This is a genomic window from Hoeflea marina, assembly GCF_003182275.1.
Taxonomy (GTDB): domain Bacteria; phylum Pseudomonadota; class Alphaproteobacteria; order Rhizobiales; family Rhizobiaceae; genus Hoeflea; species Hoeflea marina.
In genome coordinates, this window is record NZ_QGTR01000001.1 from 480238 (window position 1) to 495105 (window position 14868).

The 14868-nt window shown below is 64.7% G+C and carries 13 protein-coding genes; 6 read left to right on the top strand and 7 right to left on the bottom strand.

What is annotated here, in order from left to right:
* Positions 1-130 precede the first annotated feature (130 nt).
* From DFR52_RS02265 to DFR52_RS02285, 5 genes are all read left to right on the top strand, one after another.
* Complete coding sequence (locus tag DFR52_RS02265) at positions 131-1432, top strand: hydroxymethylglutaryl-CoA reductase, degradative (protein ID WP_110030288.1); 1302 nt, start codon at positions 131-133, stop codon at positions 1430-1432.
* 212 nt (positions 1433-1644) lie between these two features.
* On the top strand, positions 1645-2574 hold the full coding sequence (dctP, locus tag DFR52_RS02270) for a TRAP transporter substrate-binding protein DctP (protein WP_245415160.1): 930 nt from the start codon (positions 1645-1647) through the stop codon (positions 2572-2574).
* Positions 2575-2637: 63 nt separating this feature from the next.
* Positions 2638-3174 (top strand): TRAP transporter small permease subunit, encoded by a 537-nt coding sequence (locus DFR52_RS02275; protein ID WP_110030289.1) that lies wholly within the window; start codon positions 2638-2640, stop codon positions 3172-3174.
* Positions 3174-4484: a TRAP transporter large permease gene (locus tag DFR52_RS02280; RefSeq protein WP_110030290.1), complete on the top strand. Its 1311-nt coding sequence runs from the start codon at positions 3174-3176 to the stop codon at positions 4482-4484. The genes DFR52_RS02275 and DFR52_RS02280 overlap by 1 nt, the downstream gene beginning before the upstream one ends.
* Before the next feature lie 5 nt (positions 4485-4489).
* The gene (locus DFR52_RS02285) at positions 4490-5347 is read left to right on the top strand and encodes a hydroxymethylglutaryl-CoA lyase (RefSeq protein ID WP_110030291.1); all 858 of its coding nucleotides are present in this window, start codon (positions 4490-4492) and stop codon (positions 5345-5347) included.
* A gap of 133 nt (positions 5348-5480) precedes the next feature.
* Here DFR52_RS02285 and DFR52_RS02290 read toward each other — a convergent pair whose 3' ends face one another.
* Genes DFR52_RS02290 through DFR52_RS02315 form a run of 6 tightly spaced genes read right to left on the bottom strand, consistent with a single transcriptional unit; the run spans position 5481 to position 12833 of the window.
* A complete protein-coding gene (locus tag DFR52_RS02290; protein ID WP_210205748.1) occupies positions 5481-6521 on the bottom strand; it encodes a histone deacetylase family protein in 1041 nt (346 codons plus the stop codon).
* 4 nt (positions 6522-6525) lie between these two features.
* Complete coding sequence (locus DFR52_RS02295; RefSeq protein ID WP_158284835.1) at positions 6526-8625, bottom strand: ABC transporter permease; 2100 nt, start codon at positions 8623-8625, stop codon at positions 6526-6528.
* Positions 8615-9688, bottom strand: a complete 1074-nt coding sequence (locus tag DFR52_RS02300) for a quaternary amine ABC transporter ATP-binding protein (RefSeq protein ID WP_110031082.1) — start codon at positions 9686-9688, stop codon at positions 8615-8617. The genes DFR52_RS02295 and DFR52_RS02300 overlap by 11 nt, the downstream gene beginning before the upstream one ends.
* 49 nt (positions 9689-9737) lie before the next feature.
* On the bottom strand, positions 9738-10673 hold the full coding sequence (locus DFR52_RS02305; protein WP_158284836.1) for an ABC transporter substrate-binding protein: 936 nt from the start codon (positions 10671-10673) through the stop codon (positions 9738-9740).
* Positions 10670-12460, bottom strand: a complete 1791-nt coding sequence (betA, locus tag DFR52_RS02310; RefSeq protein WP_110031083.1) for a choline dehydrogenase — start codon at positions 12458-12460, stop codon at positions 10670-10672. Before betA ends, DFR52_RS02305 begins: the two co-directional genes overlap by 4 nt.
* Positions 12461-12473: 13 nt before the next feature.
* Entirely contained in the window at positions 12474-12833 is a 360-nt protein-coding gene (locus DFR52_RS02315; RefSeq protein WP_110030294.1) for a cupin domain-containing protein, read from the bottom strand.
* Between the two features lie 122 nt (positions 12834-12955).
* Here DFR52_RS02315 and DFR52_RS02320 point away from each other — a divergent pair, with 122 nt between their 5' ends.
* Complete coding sequence (locus DFR52_RS02320; RefSeq protein WP_110030295.1) at positions 12956-13912, top strand: LysR family transcriptional regulator; 957 nt, start codon at positions 12956-12958, stop codon at positions 13910-13912.
* 22 nt (positions 13913-13934) lie between these two features.
* Here DFR52_RS02320 and DFR52_RS02325 read toward each other — a convergent pair whose 3' ends face one another.
* Entirely contained in the window at positions 13935-14801 is an 867-nt protein-coding gene (locus DFR52_RS02325) for an alpha/beta hydrolase (RefSeq protein WP_110030296.1), read from the bottom strand.
* Positions 14802-14868: the final 67 nt, after the last annotated feature.

Consider the following 14868-nt stretch of genomic DNA (forward strand, 5'->3'; position numbering starts at 1 on the left):
CTTGTGGGATCTGGTCCCAACTGTACCTTGATCGAATGGTACAATACTGCAAATTTGCGCGAAACACACGTCGCTGCGATTGCGCGACACAACAAAATGCCGGGCCGGGTGGTCCGATGGGAGGAAGACAGTGAAAGCGCACTCCGGTGTAGGCAGCTCACGCCTTGAGGGATTTCGAAATCTGACTCCTGCCGAGCGCTGGCGGAAGGTGGCCGAAACCACGGGCCTTTCCGAGCAGGACACGGCGCTGATGGCCACTCCCGGGGCATTGCGGGTGGAAACCGCCGACGGCATGATCGAAAATGTCATCGGCACGTTCGAACTCCCCATCGGCGTCGCCGCCAACTTCACCCTCAACGGCCGTGACTACATCATTCCCATGGTGGTGGAGGAGCCGTCGGTGGTCGCCGCGGCATCCTACATGGCGCGCATCGCGCGCGATTGCGGCGGGTTCGAAACGTCGGTCAGCGAACCGTTGATGCGGGCGCAGGTGCAGCTCGTCGGCCTCTCCGATCCGCATGGCGCGCGGCTGAAAATCCTCTCTGAAAAGGCAGGGATCATCGAAGCGGCCAATGCCTGCGACAAGGTGCTGATCGGGCTTGGTGGCGGCTGCCGCGACATCGAAGTGCATGTGTTTGCTTCGACGCCGAGCGGGCCGATGGTGGTCATGCATCTCATCGTCGATGTCCGTGATGCGATGGGCGCCAACACCGTCAACACGATGGCCGAACGGGTCGCTCCCATGGTCGAGGAACTGACCGGCGGCACCGTGCGGCTCAGGATCCTGTCCAATCTCGCCGATCTGCGCCTGGCGCGAGCCCGGGTCTGCCTCACCGAGGAGGCGATGAAGACCAAGGAGTTTTCCGGCGCCGAGATCATCGACCGTATCGTCGAAGCCTGCAATTTCGCGGCCATCGATCCCTATCGTGCCGCCACCCACAACAAGGGCATCATGAACGGCATCGATCCGGTGATCGTCGCGACCGGCAATGACTGGCGCGCCATTGAGGCGGGAGCCCACGCCTTTGCGGTTCGCAACGGGCACTACACATCGCTCAGCACCTGGGAAAAGGACAGCCAGGGCCGGCTCGTCGGCACGCTGGAAATGCCGATGGCGGTCGGCATTGTCGGCGGCGCCACCAAGACCCATCCGCTGGCGCAGCTGGCGCTGCGGATTCTCAAGATCAGTTCGGCCGCGGAACTCGCGCAAATCGCCGTTGCCGTCGGTCTTGCGCAGAACATGGCCGCCCTGCGGGCGCTTGCCACCGAAGGCATCCAGCGCGGCCACATGGCGCTTCACTCCAGAAACATCGCCATCGTTGCCGGAGCCACCGGCTCGGAGATCGAACTGGTCTCCAAGCGACTGGCCGAGACCCACGATGTGCGTGTAGAGCGTGCGCAGGACATCCTCACGGAGCTGCGCAAGGCCTGACGACCAGTATCCGGGGCAGGGAGCGCCCCGAGCATCAAGCTCAAAGAGTAGACCAATTGCCGGATGTCCGGCGCATCGAAAGGGAGGCAGACATGTCAATCAAGATTTCAAGACGTTCACTGTTGCAGCTCACAGCCGGAGGTGTCGCTGTCGCGGCATCCGCAAGGTTTGCAACGCCCGCTATCGCCCAGGGGACCAAGGTGTCCTGGCGCATGCAGTCGCTCTGGGACGGCGGCACGACACCGCAGCAGTACGAGGAGATCTTCGTCCAGAAGGTGGCCGAGAAGACCGGCGGCGCATTCGAGCTCAAGCTGTTTTCAGCTGGCCAGATCGTTCCGCCCGCCCAGTCCTTCGATGCGGTCCGCGGCGGCGCCTTCGAGCTGATGAAGACCTTTGACGGCTATACCGCCGGCAAGATCCCGGCCCATGCCTTCACCAGCACGATCCCATTCGGCTACAAGAAGTCCGAGGACTACGCGGCCTGGTTCTACGATCTGGGCGGCATCGACATGGCCCGCGAGGCCTATGCGCCGGCCGGCCTGCACTACATCGCACCGGTGATCTACGACCAGGAGCCGATTCACTCGCGGGTGGAAATCCGCACCGTCGCCGACTTTCAGGGCAAGAAGGGTCGGTTCACCGGTCTGGCCTCCACCGTGATGGGTGGTCTGGGCGTGGCCGTGACGCCGCTTGCGACCGCCGAGGTCTATTCCGGTCTAGACAAGGGGCTGATCGATCTTGCGGATCGCGGCGATCTGCAGGCAAACCTCGATGCGGGTCTCGACGAGGTGGCGAAGTTCATCATCCTGCCCGGCGTGCACCAGCCGACAACGGCGACCTCCTATGTTGCCAATCAGGCGGCGTTCGACCAGTTGCCCGACGAGTTCCGGCAGGCGCTGGCCGAGGCGGCGAAGGAGGTCTCCGACGCCTATCAGATCAACAAGACCAAGACCGATGCCACCGCCCTTGCGACGTTCAAGGAACGCGGCGTGACCGTGATCGAGCTGGCGGAGGATGACGTGAATGCCAACCGGGTCAAGGCTGCGGAGCTCTGGCGCCAGGCGGCCAAGGACGACCCGCTTGCCAACAAGATACTGGACTCGCAGATGGCACAGATGAAAGAGCTCGGTCTCCTGTCCTAAGCCCCGGGGGGACGCACCACACCATGGTGCGTCCCGTCCCCTTACCATGCGGGTCCGCACGCCATGCCAAAGCCAGTCAGCCTCATGCTCGCCGCCATCACGCGGCTCAACCGGCTCGTGTTTCGATTGGCGAGCCTGCTGATGTTCGTCATCGTGCCGGCCATGCTGTTCGCGGTCGTGTCGCGCTATGTGTTCGACGCCCCGTCCGATTGGGCTATGGAGCTGGCGACGCTGCTTTTCGGCCCCTATTTCCTGCTCGCCGGACCCCATCTCCTGCACAGCCGCGGACATGTGAACCTGGATCTGGTGCAGCGCGCCGTGGGTCCACGCACGCGCCGGCTGCTGGAGATCGTCAACTATCCGATCATCATCGCCTTCTGCGCCATACTGCTCGTCTATGCGGTGCCCTTCGCGCTCCAGTCCTGGGAATATGCCGAAACCTCCTATTCCTCGTGGAACCCGCCGATCTGGCCGATCAAGTTCTTCGTGCCGATATCGCTGCTGCTGCTGGGCCTTCAGGCACTGGCGGAATGGCTGCGCATCCTCTTCGATCCCCATACCATGGATGAGGTCGCGTCTGATCCCGAGGTGATCGGCTGATGTCGTCCACGGCAATTCTCATCATCATGTTCGGCGGGCTGAGCCTGTTCCTGCTCGCCGGCCTCCCGGTCGCCTTCGTTCTGGGCGGGCTCTCCGTCCTGTTCACCGTGATGTTCTGGAACTCTGACGCGCTGGTCATCGTGGTGCTGCAGATGTTCGACACCATGCATTCCGAAGCGCTGCTGGGCATTCCGCTCTACATCTTCATGGCGCTGCTGCTGCAGCGTTCCGATGTGATCAAGGATCTCTACCACGCCATGGAACTGTGGTTCGGCCGGGTCCGCGGCGGTCTTGCCATCGGCACCGTGGTGATCTGCCTGGTGATGGCGGCGATGACCGGTGTGGTCGGCGCCGCGGTCACCGCCATGGGCATCCTGGCGCTGCCGGAAATGCTCAAGCGCGGCTACGATCCGCGGCTGGCGACCGGCACCATCTGTGCCTCGGGCACGCTCGGCATTCTCATTCCGCCCTCGGTGCTGACCATCGTCTACTCGGTGACGGCGCAGGTCTCGATCGGCAAGATGCTGATCGCAGGCATCGTTCCCGGCCTGCTGCTGGGCGGTCTTTACATCGCCTATATCGTCGGCGTGAGCATCTTCATGCCCGATCGCGTCCCCGATCCGAAGGATGTCCGCCGCGCCAGCTGGGGTGAAAAGCTTCGCTCGCTCTGGACGCTCATTCTCCCCGCCATGATCATCGTCATGGTGCTCGGCTCGATCTTCTTCGGGGTCGCCACACCGACGGAAGCGGCCGCAGTGGGCGTGCTGGGGGCAGCGATCGCGGCTCTGACCCGCGGCAATCTGACCCTTGCGGCGCTCGGAGACACCGCCATCGGCACACTGAAAGTTTCGGGCATGATCTTGTGGATCACCCTGGGCGCGAAGGCCTATGTGGCGATCTTCACCGGGCTCGGGGGCGCCGACACCCTGCTTGGGCTGCTGGAAGGCCTGGACGCCAATCCCTATGTCGTGCTGGCGCTGATGATGCTGATCCTGGTCTTCCTCGGAACGGTCCTTGACGAGATCGGCATCATCCTGCTGACCGTTCCGGTCTTCCTTCCGGTGGTCCAGTTCTATGGCTTCGATCCGATCTGGTTCGGAGTGCTGTTCGCCGTCACCATCCAGATGGGCTATATCAGCCCGCCCTTCGGCTACACGCTGTTCTACATAAAGGGGACCTTGCCGCGCGAGATGGGCATGGGGATCGTGTACCGGGGCATCGCGCCGTTCTTTGTCCTGCAACTGGTGGGCCTGCTGATCTGCGTGGCGTTTCCCGGAATGGTCACCTGGCTTCCGGAACTGGTGCGGTGAGGCTCATGGCTGAGCGGGACGTAACGCTTGTGGAGGTGGGCCCGCGCGACGGCCTGCAGAACGAGAAGACGTTCGTCGATACCGCGCTGAAGATCGAGCTCGTCGACCGTTTGTCCGGCTGCGGTCTGGGGCGCATCGAGGTGACGAGTTTCGTCTCGCCGAAATGGATCCCGCAGCTCGCCGACGCCGTCGAAGTGCTTGGGGGCATCACGCGGCGGCCGGGAACGGTCTACTCGGTGCTGACGCCGAACCTGCGGGGATTCGAACAGGCCCATGCCGCGCGGGCCGATGAGGTCGCCATTTTTGCCTCGGCGTCCGAGATGTTCAGCCGCAAGAACATCAATTGCTCGATCGCCGAGAGCCTGGAGCGGTTTCGGCCGGTGGCGGTGGCTGCGAAGGCGGCCGGCATGCCGATGCGCGGCTATGTCTCTTGCGTGGTGGAGTGTCCCTATGAGGGCGCCGTGGCGCCGGAAGCAGTTGCGAGGGTGACGTCCGGGCTGCTTGCCCTGGGCTGCCATGAAGTGAGCCTCGGCGATACGGTGGGAAAGGGGCGGCCGGACTCGGTCGCCGCCATGCTCGACGCCGTCCTGGGGGTTGCGCCGGCCCGAAGGTTGGCGGGCCATTTTCACGATACCAACGGTCGCGCCCTCGAGAGCATCGAGGTGAGCCTCGAGAAGGGCCTGCGGGTCTTCGACAGTTCGATCGCCGGACTGGGCGGCTGCCCCTATGCGCCCGGCGCCAGGGGCAATGTCGACACCCTCAAGGTGTTCGAACTGCTGGAGCGCCTGGGGCACCGGACAGGCCTGCTGTCCGGGGCCCTCGTCGAGGCAGCCGAATTCGCCTCCCGCCTTCGGAGCCGCTGACCCGGCCTCCGGCCGCCTGGTGTTTCAGCCCCGGGACGTAACGCTGTTGGCCGATTCGGTCTGTGGGAACCATCCTCCGGCCGGCGTCGCCAGGGTCTTCCTGATGCCGTCGGCCTCGGGCGCGGGGCTGGCCTCAGATCTCTCCATCCCGGGTGAAGCCGCGGATCACATTGGCGACGTTCGTTCCGAGCGCCTCCATCGCGTAGCCGCCCTCCATGACGAACTGCGTCGGCAGCTCCAGGCCGGCGATCTGTCGTCCGATGTCGAGATAGTCCTGGCTTGCGAGCCTGAAGCCGCCCACCGGATCTCCCTCGTAGGTGTCCACGCCGAGCGACACGATGAGCACGCTGGGCGCCAGCGCACGGATCGCATCGATGGCCGTCAGCAGCGATGCGGACCAGACGCCGTAATCCGTGCCGCGCGGCATGGGGAGGTTGAGGTTGTAGCCCTGTCCTTCCCCTTCGCCGCGTTCGGTCGCATAGCCGAGCAGAAACGGATACTCCTCCTCCGGCCGACAATGGAGCGAGGCGAAGAACACGTCCTTTCGACCATAGAAGATGGTCTGCGTGCCGTTGCCGTGGTGATAGTCGATGTCGAGGATCGCCACCCGCCCGGCGCCGTTGTTGAGGTGGGCCTGGGCGGCGATGGCCGCATTGTTCATGTAGCAGTACCCGCCGGCAAGATCGCCGGACGCGTGATGCCCCGGCGGGCGGCACAGCGAAAAGACGGCAGCCTCGCCTTTGGCCATCAGGCTCGCACCCGTCAGCGCCACATCCATCGCCGAGCGGATCGCGGTCCATGTGCCTTTGACGAACGGCACGCAGACATCGAAGGTGTAGCATGACAGCATCGAGTGGATCGAGCCGTTCGGGACCTGGTTCATGCCGCGCATTCCGAACGTGTAGGCGGTGGCGAATCCGCCGGGGCCGAATTCGCGCTCCCACATCGGATAGGCCTTCTCGAGGAAGCTCACGAAGGCGGGGCTGTGAATCTGGTGCGCCACCTCAAGGCTGTGCGGGGCGGGCTGCACGACATCCTTGAACCCGGCCGCGGCGAGTGCCTCCATGATCATGTCCATGCGCTCCGGGCTCTCGCACATCGGGATCATCTGGTCATAGCGCATTTCCTTGGCGCCGGCATGGTCGCGATGGGCGTCCGAATAGATCAGTTTCATCTTGTCATCCGTTTCTGATGCGGGTTCGATAGTGGCGCTGCCAGGCCTTGCAGAAGCTGTCGGCCAGCATGGCGATGGCCGCCATGCCGAGGCCCGCGACCATGCCCTGGCCGAAATTTCCGGCGCTCAGCCCGATATAGACCTCCTGGCCGAGGTCGCTCGTTCCCACCAGCGCCGCGATGACCAGCATGCCGATGCCGTAGACGATGGTCTGGTTGAGGCCGAGCATCAGGTTGGGAATGGCGAGCGGCAGCTTGACGTGAACCAGCCTCTGCAGGCGCGTCGTCCCCAGACTGGTCGCCGCTTCCACGACCCGGCCGTCGACCTGGCGCAGCCCGGCTTCCGCGTACCGGAACGCCGGCACATAGGCGTAGAAGATGATCGCAATCAGCGCGGTGAAGTCACCGATCGCAAACAGCATCACCACCGGGATCAGCAGCACGAACTGCGGCATCGTCTGCATCGTGTCGTTGACGGGCCGCATCAGCCGCGAGAACGTCTCGTTCTCCGAGGCCAGCACGCCGAGGGCGGACCCGATCGCGAAGGATAGGATCACCGCCAGGGAGCCGAGATAGACCGAGAGCATGGCCTTCTGCCAGCTGCCGGTGAGAAGCAGAAAGCCGAGCGCGAAGCCCGAGATCGCCACCAGACGCAGACCGCCGAGCCGGTAGCCCAGCGCCAGGACAACAGCGACCATCACCGGCCATGGCAGGCCGGTCAGGCCGACATAGAACAGGATCGCGACGAGCAGGATCGCCGACGCGGCGACGTCGCGGCCCTTGAGCAGTGCGAACGAGGCAGCCGAGACCGCGAGCGCGACATATCCGACGACATGCCATATGCCGGGCTGGAATCCCCAGCTCGCCGGTCCCACCACTTTCTGCAGTCCGATCTTCAATGGCAGCATCACGAAGAAGAGCATGCCGGTCTTGACCGCGTCGAGGACCGGCCGGGTGAACAGGACAAGGGCTTCAATTCCCCGATTGAGCGATTCCGAGGGGTCGGCGATCCAGTCTGCCGGCCATGCCGCCAACTGGTCGAAGCGGGTCGAGGCGCCGTACATCACCATGAGCCCGGCAGCGACGAGTGCGGCGAAGGCACGAAACGGGATGTCCTTCTGAGAGCGATGCGTCTTCGCCCTTGTCGCAAAGCCTGCGGTCAGCCGGTCGAGAATCATGGCCAGCAGGGCGATGACGATGCCCGCCAGGATGCTGGAGCCGAAATCCGCCTTCCGCATCGCCGACAGCACGGTCCAGCCGATGTCGTTGGTCCCGCCGATGATCGAGGCGATGATCACCATGGAGAGAGCCGCCATGGTGGTCTGGTTCACACCGACGAGAAGCTGGTAGCGGGCAGAGGGAATGCGGACCTGCCAGAACAGCTGCCTGCCGGTCGCGCCGGCCATCTCGCCCGCCTCGAGAATGTCGGAAGGCACGTTGCGCAGGCCCAGCATGGTGTTGCGGACCATCGCCGGAAACGCGAAGACGATGCTGGCGATGAGGCCCACCACCGGACCGAAGCCGAACAGCAGCAGCAGCGGCAGAAGATAGGCGAAGGCGGGAACGGTCTGCAGGATGTCGAGCAGCGGATTGGTCAGCCGCTCGGCCCTTTTCGAGGCGAAGGCCAGATAGCCGATGCCGAATCCGATGATGATCGAGATCGGCACCGAGAGGATGACGAGAGCCAGCGAGTTCATCGTCTGCTCCCAGAGCCCGATGCCGAGAACATAGAGCAGGCTGGCCCCGACGAACGCCGCGAAGCCGATTCCCCCGGCTCGCCAGGCCATGGCGACAAAGCCGAGAACGACCATGCTCCAGGGCGTGAGCTGAAGCGCTGTCCGCACCATGCTCATGGGAGAGGTGAGAAGGCGGGAGACCAGCTTGAAGGCGGATTCGGTGCGCGCCTCGAAAGCGGAAAGCGCCATGTTGAACGCGGCCGCGACCGGCAGTTCGGCTGCGGCCGGAAACCGGACCAGCCAGGGATAGCGCGCGCTCAGGAGAACGCAGACAAGCGCGAAGGCGACAAGCAGCATGCCTGCCGGCACGGTCGATCCGGCTGCGGGCAGTTGAAGCGGCGGCGACAGGCGGGACTGGTCAGCTTGCATGCGGCGAGACCGGCGTGAAGGAAGCCAGGGTCTGCACCATCGATGCAGCCGTGATGATGCCGAGCCGGGCGCCATGCCGGTCATTGACCTGCAGTCCGTCGGGATTGCGTGCCAGCTGTTCGACGAGCCTGTCGAAGCCGGTCTCGCCCGCGACGGTTGCCATGGATGCAGCCTGCGCCGGACCGGCAACGGCAAAGTCCCCGGCGGTCAGCAGGCGGCTTCGGGGCACGTCGCAGGTGAATTCCGCCACATAGGCATCGGCCGGATTGAGCAGCAATTCGCGCGGCGTGCCGATCTGGACGATCCTGCCGTCGCGCATGATCGCCATGCGGTCGGCGATGCGCAAAGCCTCCAGAAAATCGTGCGTTATGAAGACGATGGACTTCTTCAATGTGTTTTGGATACGCAGGAACTCGTCCTGCATCTGCCGGCGGATCAGCGGATCGAGCGCGCTGAACGGCTCATCCAGCAGCCAGACGTCCGGTTCCACCGCCAGCGACCGGGCAATCCCCACCCGCTGCTGCTGCCCCCCGGACAGCTCGTCGGGGAAGCTGCTCTCGCGACCCTCGAGCCCGACCAGGGCAATGACGTGCTCGACGCGCCGGCGCCGGTCCTTCAGTCCGAGCCCCTGCAGCTTGAGCGGAAAGGCGACGTTCTCGAACACGGTCAGATGCGGCAGCAGGCTGAAGTTCTGAAACACCATGCCCATCTTGTGGCGCCTGATCTCGATCAGTTCGGCCGTGGATTTGCCCAGCAGGTCCTCGCCGTCGAGTTTCACCTCTCCATGGGTCGGCTCCACCAGTCGCGACAGGCATCTGATCACCGTCGACTTGCCCGATCCCGAAAGGCCCATGATGACGAAGATCTCGCCTTCGCGGACATCGAAGCTCACATCGATGACGGCCGGCATGTGGCCGTGCGCGCGCATCTCGCGCAGTGACTGCTCGGCGCCCAGCCGCGGGCCGGTGCTGTCGAAGAAGCCGTCCGCCCCCGGCCCGTACACCTTCCACAGATGTCGGGCCGAGAGCTTGATTGCGGCCGGGGCATTGTCGCGGGTCGTCATGATGTCCACCTTGTTCTGTCCCGGCCGCAGCGGTGTCGGCAATCTCCGCTCAGGGTGCGGTCCAGACGGACCACTTGTCCTTGTTCTGATCGATCCACTCGGCCACGACCTCCTCGATCGGCCGGTGATCCTGGTCCACCTCGAAGATCAGCCGGCTCTGCTCGTCATTGGTGAGGGTGTATTTTTCCATGAACTTCGCCGCATTGGGCCATTTGTCCGGAAATGACGCCGAGACGATCTTGTTGACATGGGCCTGGGCGAAGCCGCAGGCCTTGCCGCGGCTTTCCTCGCTCTCGACGCAATTGCCGTCGGATGCGTCCCATTCGACCCAGTTGAGATCCATCTGCGAGAAGATCCAGTGCGGTTCCCACATCATCATCACGATCGGCTGCTTGGCGGCAATGGCGCCTTTGAGTTCTGCGATCATGGCTCCTTCGCTGCCGCCCGGGACGGCCTTGAACGGCAGCTCCAGCGCGGCGACCAGCTGCTGCGACCGCGTTCCCCAGTCCGCGGGATAGGCGATCAACCGGCCATCCGGAAAGGTCTCGGCATTCGAGAACGCCTGGGTGCAGTCGTACAGGGCCTGATAGGAGGGCAGGCCGGGGCAGAGCTCGGCCATGTAGGGAGGATAGATCCAGCCATCCCGCGGCTTCAGGCCGAGATCGCCGAGATTGACCAGTTCGCCCGAGGCAAGGCCGTTGGTGTAGATATCGGTGATGCTGTTGTCCCAGACTTCCGGATTGGCATGCAGCTCGCCCTTGGCCATCGCGGTGAACTGCGGCAGGCCGCCGGCCGTCACCAGCTCCACCTTGTAGTCCATCTTCCTGAGCAGTTCGGCGGCGATGCGGGCCGAGAGCTGCTGGCCGGTCCACTCGTTCAGCGCGATCTTGATCGTGTCCTGAGACTCCGCTGCCGAAGCATGTCCCGCTCCGAGACCTGCGACCGCGCAGAATGCGGCGGTGCAGAGCAAATTCCTGATGTTCATGACGTCTGTTCCCTTCTTGTTTTGGATTCCTGGAGCAGCTGCTCGCGCAGCAGGTCCCGTTGACCGGCGTAGTCCCTGGTGATCTGGCCCGAACGCTGGCGCGTGGCCCATTCCGGGTCGGCCAGCAGCCGAGCATCCGGGATGCCCGCCAGAACTCTGCCGCGGATCAGGTCCGATGCCCGTTCCGCCAGCATGATGGTGGGTGCGTTGAGATCTCCGGCCGTGGCCTGCGGCATGATCGAGCTGTCGATCACCCGCAGGTTCTGAAGGCCGTTGACGCGGCACTCCGGGTCCACCACCGCATCCGCGTCGCTGCCCATCCGGCAGGTGCCGCAGGGATGATAGGCGCTTTCGACCTTTTCGCGGATGAATTGGTCCAGTGCAGCATCGGACTGGCACTGACTGCCCGGCGCAAGTTCGCGGCCACGATAGGGCGACAGGGCCGGCTGTTCAAGGATCTCGCGGGCAAGGCGGATGGATGCGCGCATCTCCATCCAGTCGTCGGGGTGGCTCATGTAGTTGAAGCGCACCCTGGGGGTGCTGGCGGGGTCGGCGTTGCCGAGCCTGACCCAGCCACGGCTCTTGGAGCGCTTGGTGCCGACATGAACCTGGTAGCCGTGGCCGTCGGCCAGGGCGCTGCCGTCGTAGGATATCGCCAGCGGCAGGAAGTGGAACTGGATGTCCGGATACACGATGCCGGCGCGGCTGCGGATGTGTCCGCCGGATTCGAAGTGGTTGCTGGCGCCGAGCCCGGACTTCGTCAGCATCCAGCGCGCCCCGAGCATCAGTTTCGACACCGCGTTCATCGACGAATAGAGCGTGACCGGAAGCTTCGATTCCTGCTGCACATAGACTTCCAGGTGGTCCATCAGGTTCTCGCCGACCTGCTGCCGGTCGGCTGTAACGGGAATGCCGTGGCTGGCAAGCTCCGCGGCCGGTCCGATGCCGGAGCGCTTGAGGATGACGGGCGACATGATCGACCCGGCGCAGATCAGGGCCTCCCTGGCCACATGCGCGACGTAGGACCTGCCGTGACTGCTGAACGCGACCGCCGTCGCCTTGCGGCCGTCAAGGATGACGCGCTCGGTCAGCGCGTGGGTGATGAGCGTGACGTTTCCGCGCTTGAGGGCAGGGCGGAGATAGGCGACGGCGGCGCTGCATCGCCGCCCGTTGCCGACGGTCATCTCCATCGGGCCGAAGCCCTCGTGCTGCAGGTCATTCATGTTGGCGCTGAGCGCATAGCCGGCCTGGCCCGCCGCGTCGACGAATGCCTGGTAGAGCGGGTTCTGCATCCTGCCCCTGGTGACGCGCAGCGGACCGTTGCCGCCGCGCATGTCCGAGGCAGCATCCACGCCTTCCATGCGCTTGTAGTAGGGCAGGACATTGGCCCAGTGCCAGCCCTCCGCGCCGAGCGCGCTCCAGAGCTCGAAATCCATCGGATTGCCGCGAACGTAGCACATGCCGTTGATCGAGGAGGAGCCGCCAAGTCCCTTGCCGCGCGGCAGGTTCATCACACGGCCGTCAAGACCGGGTTCGGGCTCGGTCCTCAGGCCCCAGTTGAAGCGCCTGGTGTTCATCGGGATCGAAAGGGCGGACGGCATCGCGACGAAGACAGAGCGGTCGCTGCCCCCCGCTTCGAGCACCAGAACCCGCACGGCAGGATCTTCCGAAAGACGGTTGGCGAGCACGCATCCGGCGGAGCCGGCGCCGACGATGACATAGTCGAACTCCCCCACCGACTCGCGCGTGCCCGCGGTCGAACCGGCTCCTGAGACTGGCTTTCCCATGCTCATCACCGCGTCATTCGATGATGACATAGTATTTTTGCATCGCTTCCGTCTGTCTCCAGAAGCCTCTGAATCCCTTCGGGATCAGGAATGCGTCGCCCTGGCGATAGGTCTGGCTGAACGAGTCGCTCTCGATGGTGACGGAGCCCGACAGCACGCACATGAACTCGTCGCAGGGATAACTCTCGTAGAATTCGGTATAGGCTTCCGATCGCCAGATGCCGGCCCGGACGCCGGCCTCGGGCCGGGTGAAATAGGCATGATCGAGACCGACAGGATTGCCCTCGATCAGCTCCGCGGTCGGCTGCGCCACATTGTCGGTACCGGCCCAGCCCTGGGGTCCTGCGGCATTGAAACTGATCGGTGTGGTCATGCGCGGCGTCTCTCCTGGAAGTGATTGCGTCAACCCGCACAGGCTAGGTCGGGAGAGCCCGATTGCGAAGCGAACAATATTCCCCTACGGTAACCTGAGGTTACCCCTCGGAAGGACAGCCCGTGCAGATCTATTCGTTTTCCGCGCTTCGCGCGTTCGAGACTGCCGCGCGGCATGGCACCTTCGTTGACGCCGCCCGCGAACTCAATGTTACCCGGCCGGCGATCAGCAAGCAGATCCGGCTGCTCGAGGCGGCCATGGATTGCCGGCTGTTCGACCGCTCATCGGCGGGTTGCCAGCTCACCCGGGACGGCCAGGAGCTGTACAGCGGGTTGCGTCAGGCCTTCGACCTGATTGCCGTCACCACCCAGCGCATCGCGGAACGCGGCCGGCACGACAACAAGGTGAGGGTGCTGGTCGAGCGCGACTTTGCCTCCTCCTGGCTGGCCGAGCGCATCGGCCAGTTCCTCATTGCCAATCCGGGCATCTCCATCGAGATCACTGCCGAGAAGAACGGCCGGCTGAACATGAGCGAGAATTTCAGTTTTCGCATCTTCTACGGCGAGAACGGCTGCTTCGAGGGCGACGAACTCGTCGCCGAGACACTGTGCAACTGGATCGACATTCCCGTCTGCACCGCCGCCTACGGGCTGCGCCATGTGGCCCCCGACGGATCGCTGAAGGCGGCGCATTTCCTGATCGACGGCAATTACGATCCCTGGAAGCACTGGTTCGACGTCGCGGGCATCGAAGCCCCCGGACCGGCGGCAAGCCACACGACATTCAATGAGACGACGCTGTGTCTTTCCGCCGCCATTGCCGGAACCGGCATCACCATCGGCGACAGTTTTCTGTGCCTGAGCGCGATCCAGTCCGGGCAGCTGATCGCGCCGGTCAAGGTCGGGATGCGCAGCTACCAGAATTACGCGATGTACCGTCCGCGGGGCGTCAGGCTGAGCCCGGCCGAGGAGCGCTTCCGGCAATGGCTGCTCCGCACCGTTGCCCAGTACAATCTGGATGTGGAGGAGAAGTTCGTCTCCCTCGGCATCCGGGTGATGGAGCCGAGGCAGCTGGCGTGAGCCGCGGATCCGGCAGGGCGTCTCAGGAGCCGGTCCCGCCCCCGACGAGGTCGAGCAGCCCTCGGGTGAGCAGACCGTCCGGGGCGGCGAACTCCTCCATGATGGTATAGTGGTTGAGATCGGGCAGCGTGGTCATCGAGACGTCGAGCCCCGCGGCGCGGGCGGCTGCGGCATAGATCCGCGACTGACGCTGCAGTTCCGGCAGTTCGGCGCCGCCGACGAACAGCCGCATCGGTAAGTCGCGCCTGGTGAGGTTCTGGATCGGCGCCAGCGACCGCACCTCGAAGGGCCGCAGCTGCAGGTCGCGGTTGAGATAGGTGAGCACGATCGGTTCGAGATCGAAGATGCCGCTGATCGGCATGACGCCGCGCACGCACGGCCGCTCGGCTGAGAGCGCGGCCAGATGCCCGCCCGCCGACCAGCCGCCGACATGCACCCTGGCCGGATCGAAGCCCAGGTCGCCGGCGAGCGCGACGATCGCATCGATCGCGCGGAAGACCTCGGCGACGATGTCGGACAGACTGGCCTCGGGGGCCAGCGTGTAGCCGATAGTGGCGACATTGATGCCAGCGGCACAGGGGCCGGTGGAGACGAAGCCGAAGACCTCCTTGCTGTTGCGCTGCCAGTAGCCGCCATGGATGAAGATGAACAGCGGCGCCCCGGCTGCCTCCGTGGCGAAATAGTCGAGGCAGTTGTTGGGCCTGTCGCCGTAGCGGATGTCGCGGCGCGTCGACGGCAGCGCCCGGCAGACGGCGCTGCGCCGCGTCCAGTCCTCGAGCCGCTCGGCACTGTCGGCGACGGCCTGCGAATTGTTGTAGGCCGCGTCCCTGCCGGCCTGGTCGAGCCGGCCGAATTCGGGCGCCGCGCCGTCGGGTTGTTCGTGCTGCACCTGGCGTGTCCTCCGCGTCAATGGGGTGGGCGATCGGGCGACGGCGGCGTCCGACCGCTCGAAGAGA

Coding starts and splice junctions, on each gene's coding strand:
- DFR52_RS02300 (WP_110031082.1), bottom strand. CDS start 9,688: ATGACGACCCGCGACAATGCCCCGGCCGCAATCAAGCTCTCGGCCCGA.
- DFR52_RS02295 (WP_158284835.1), bottom strand. CDS start 8,625: ATGCAAGCTGACCAGTCCCGCCTGTCGCCGCCGCTTCAACTGCCCGCA.
- DFR52_RS02315 (WP_110030294.1), bottom strand. CDS start 12,833: ATGACCACACCGATCAGTTTCAATGCCGCAGGACCCCAGGGCTGGGCC.
- DFR52_RS02275 (WP_110030289.1), top strand. CDS start 2,638: ATGCCAAAGCCAGTCAGCCTCATGCTCGCCGCCATCACGCGGCTCAAC.
- DFR52_RS02285 (WP_110030291.1), top strand. CDS start 4,490: ATGGCTGAGCGGGACGTAACGCTTGTGGAGGTGGGCCCGCGCGACGGC.
- betA (WP_110031083.1), bottom strand. CDS start 12,460: ATGGGAAAGCCAGTCTCAGGAGCCGGTTCGACCGCGGGCACGCGCGAG.
- DFR52_RS02305 (WP_158284836.1), bottom strand. CDS start 10,673: ATGAACATCAGGAATTTGCTCTGCACCGCCGCATTCTGCGCGGTCGCA.
- DFR52_RS02280 (WP_110030290.1), top strand. CDS start 3,174: ATGTCGTCCACGGCAATTCTCATCATCATGTTCGGCGGGCTGAGCCTG.
- DFR52_RS02290 (WP_210205748.1), bottom strand. CDS start 6,521: ATGAAACTGATCTATTCGGACGCCCATCGCGACCATGCCGGCGCCAAG.
- dctP (WP_245415160.1), top strand. CDS start 1,645: ATGCAGTCGCTCTGGGACGGCGGCACGACACCGCAGCAGTACGAGGAG.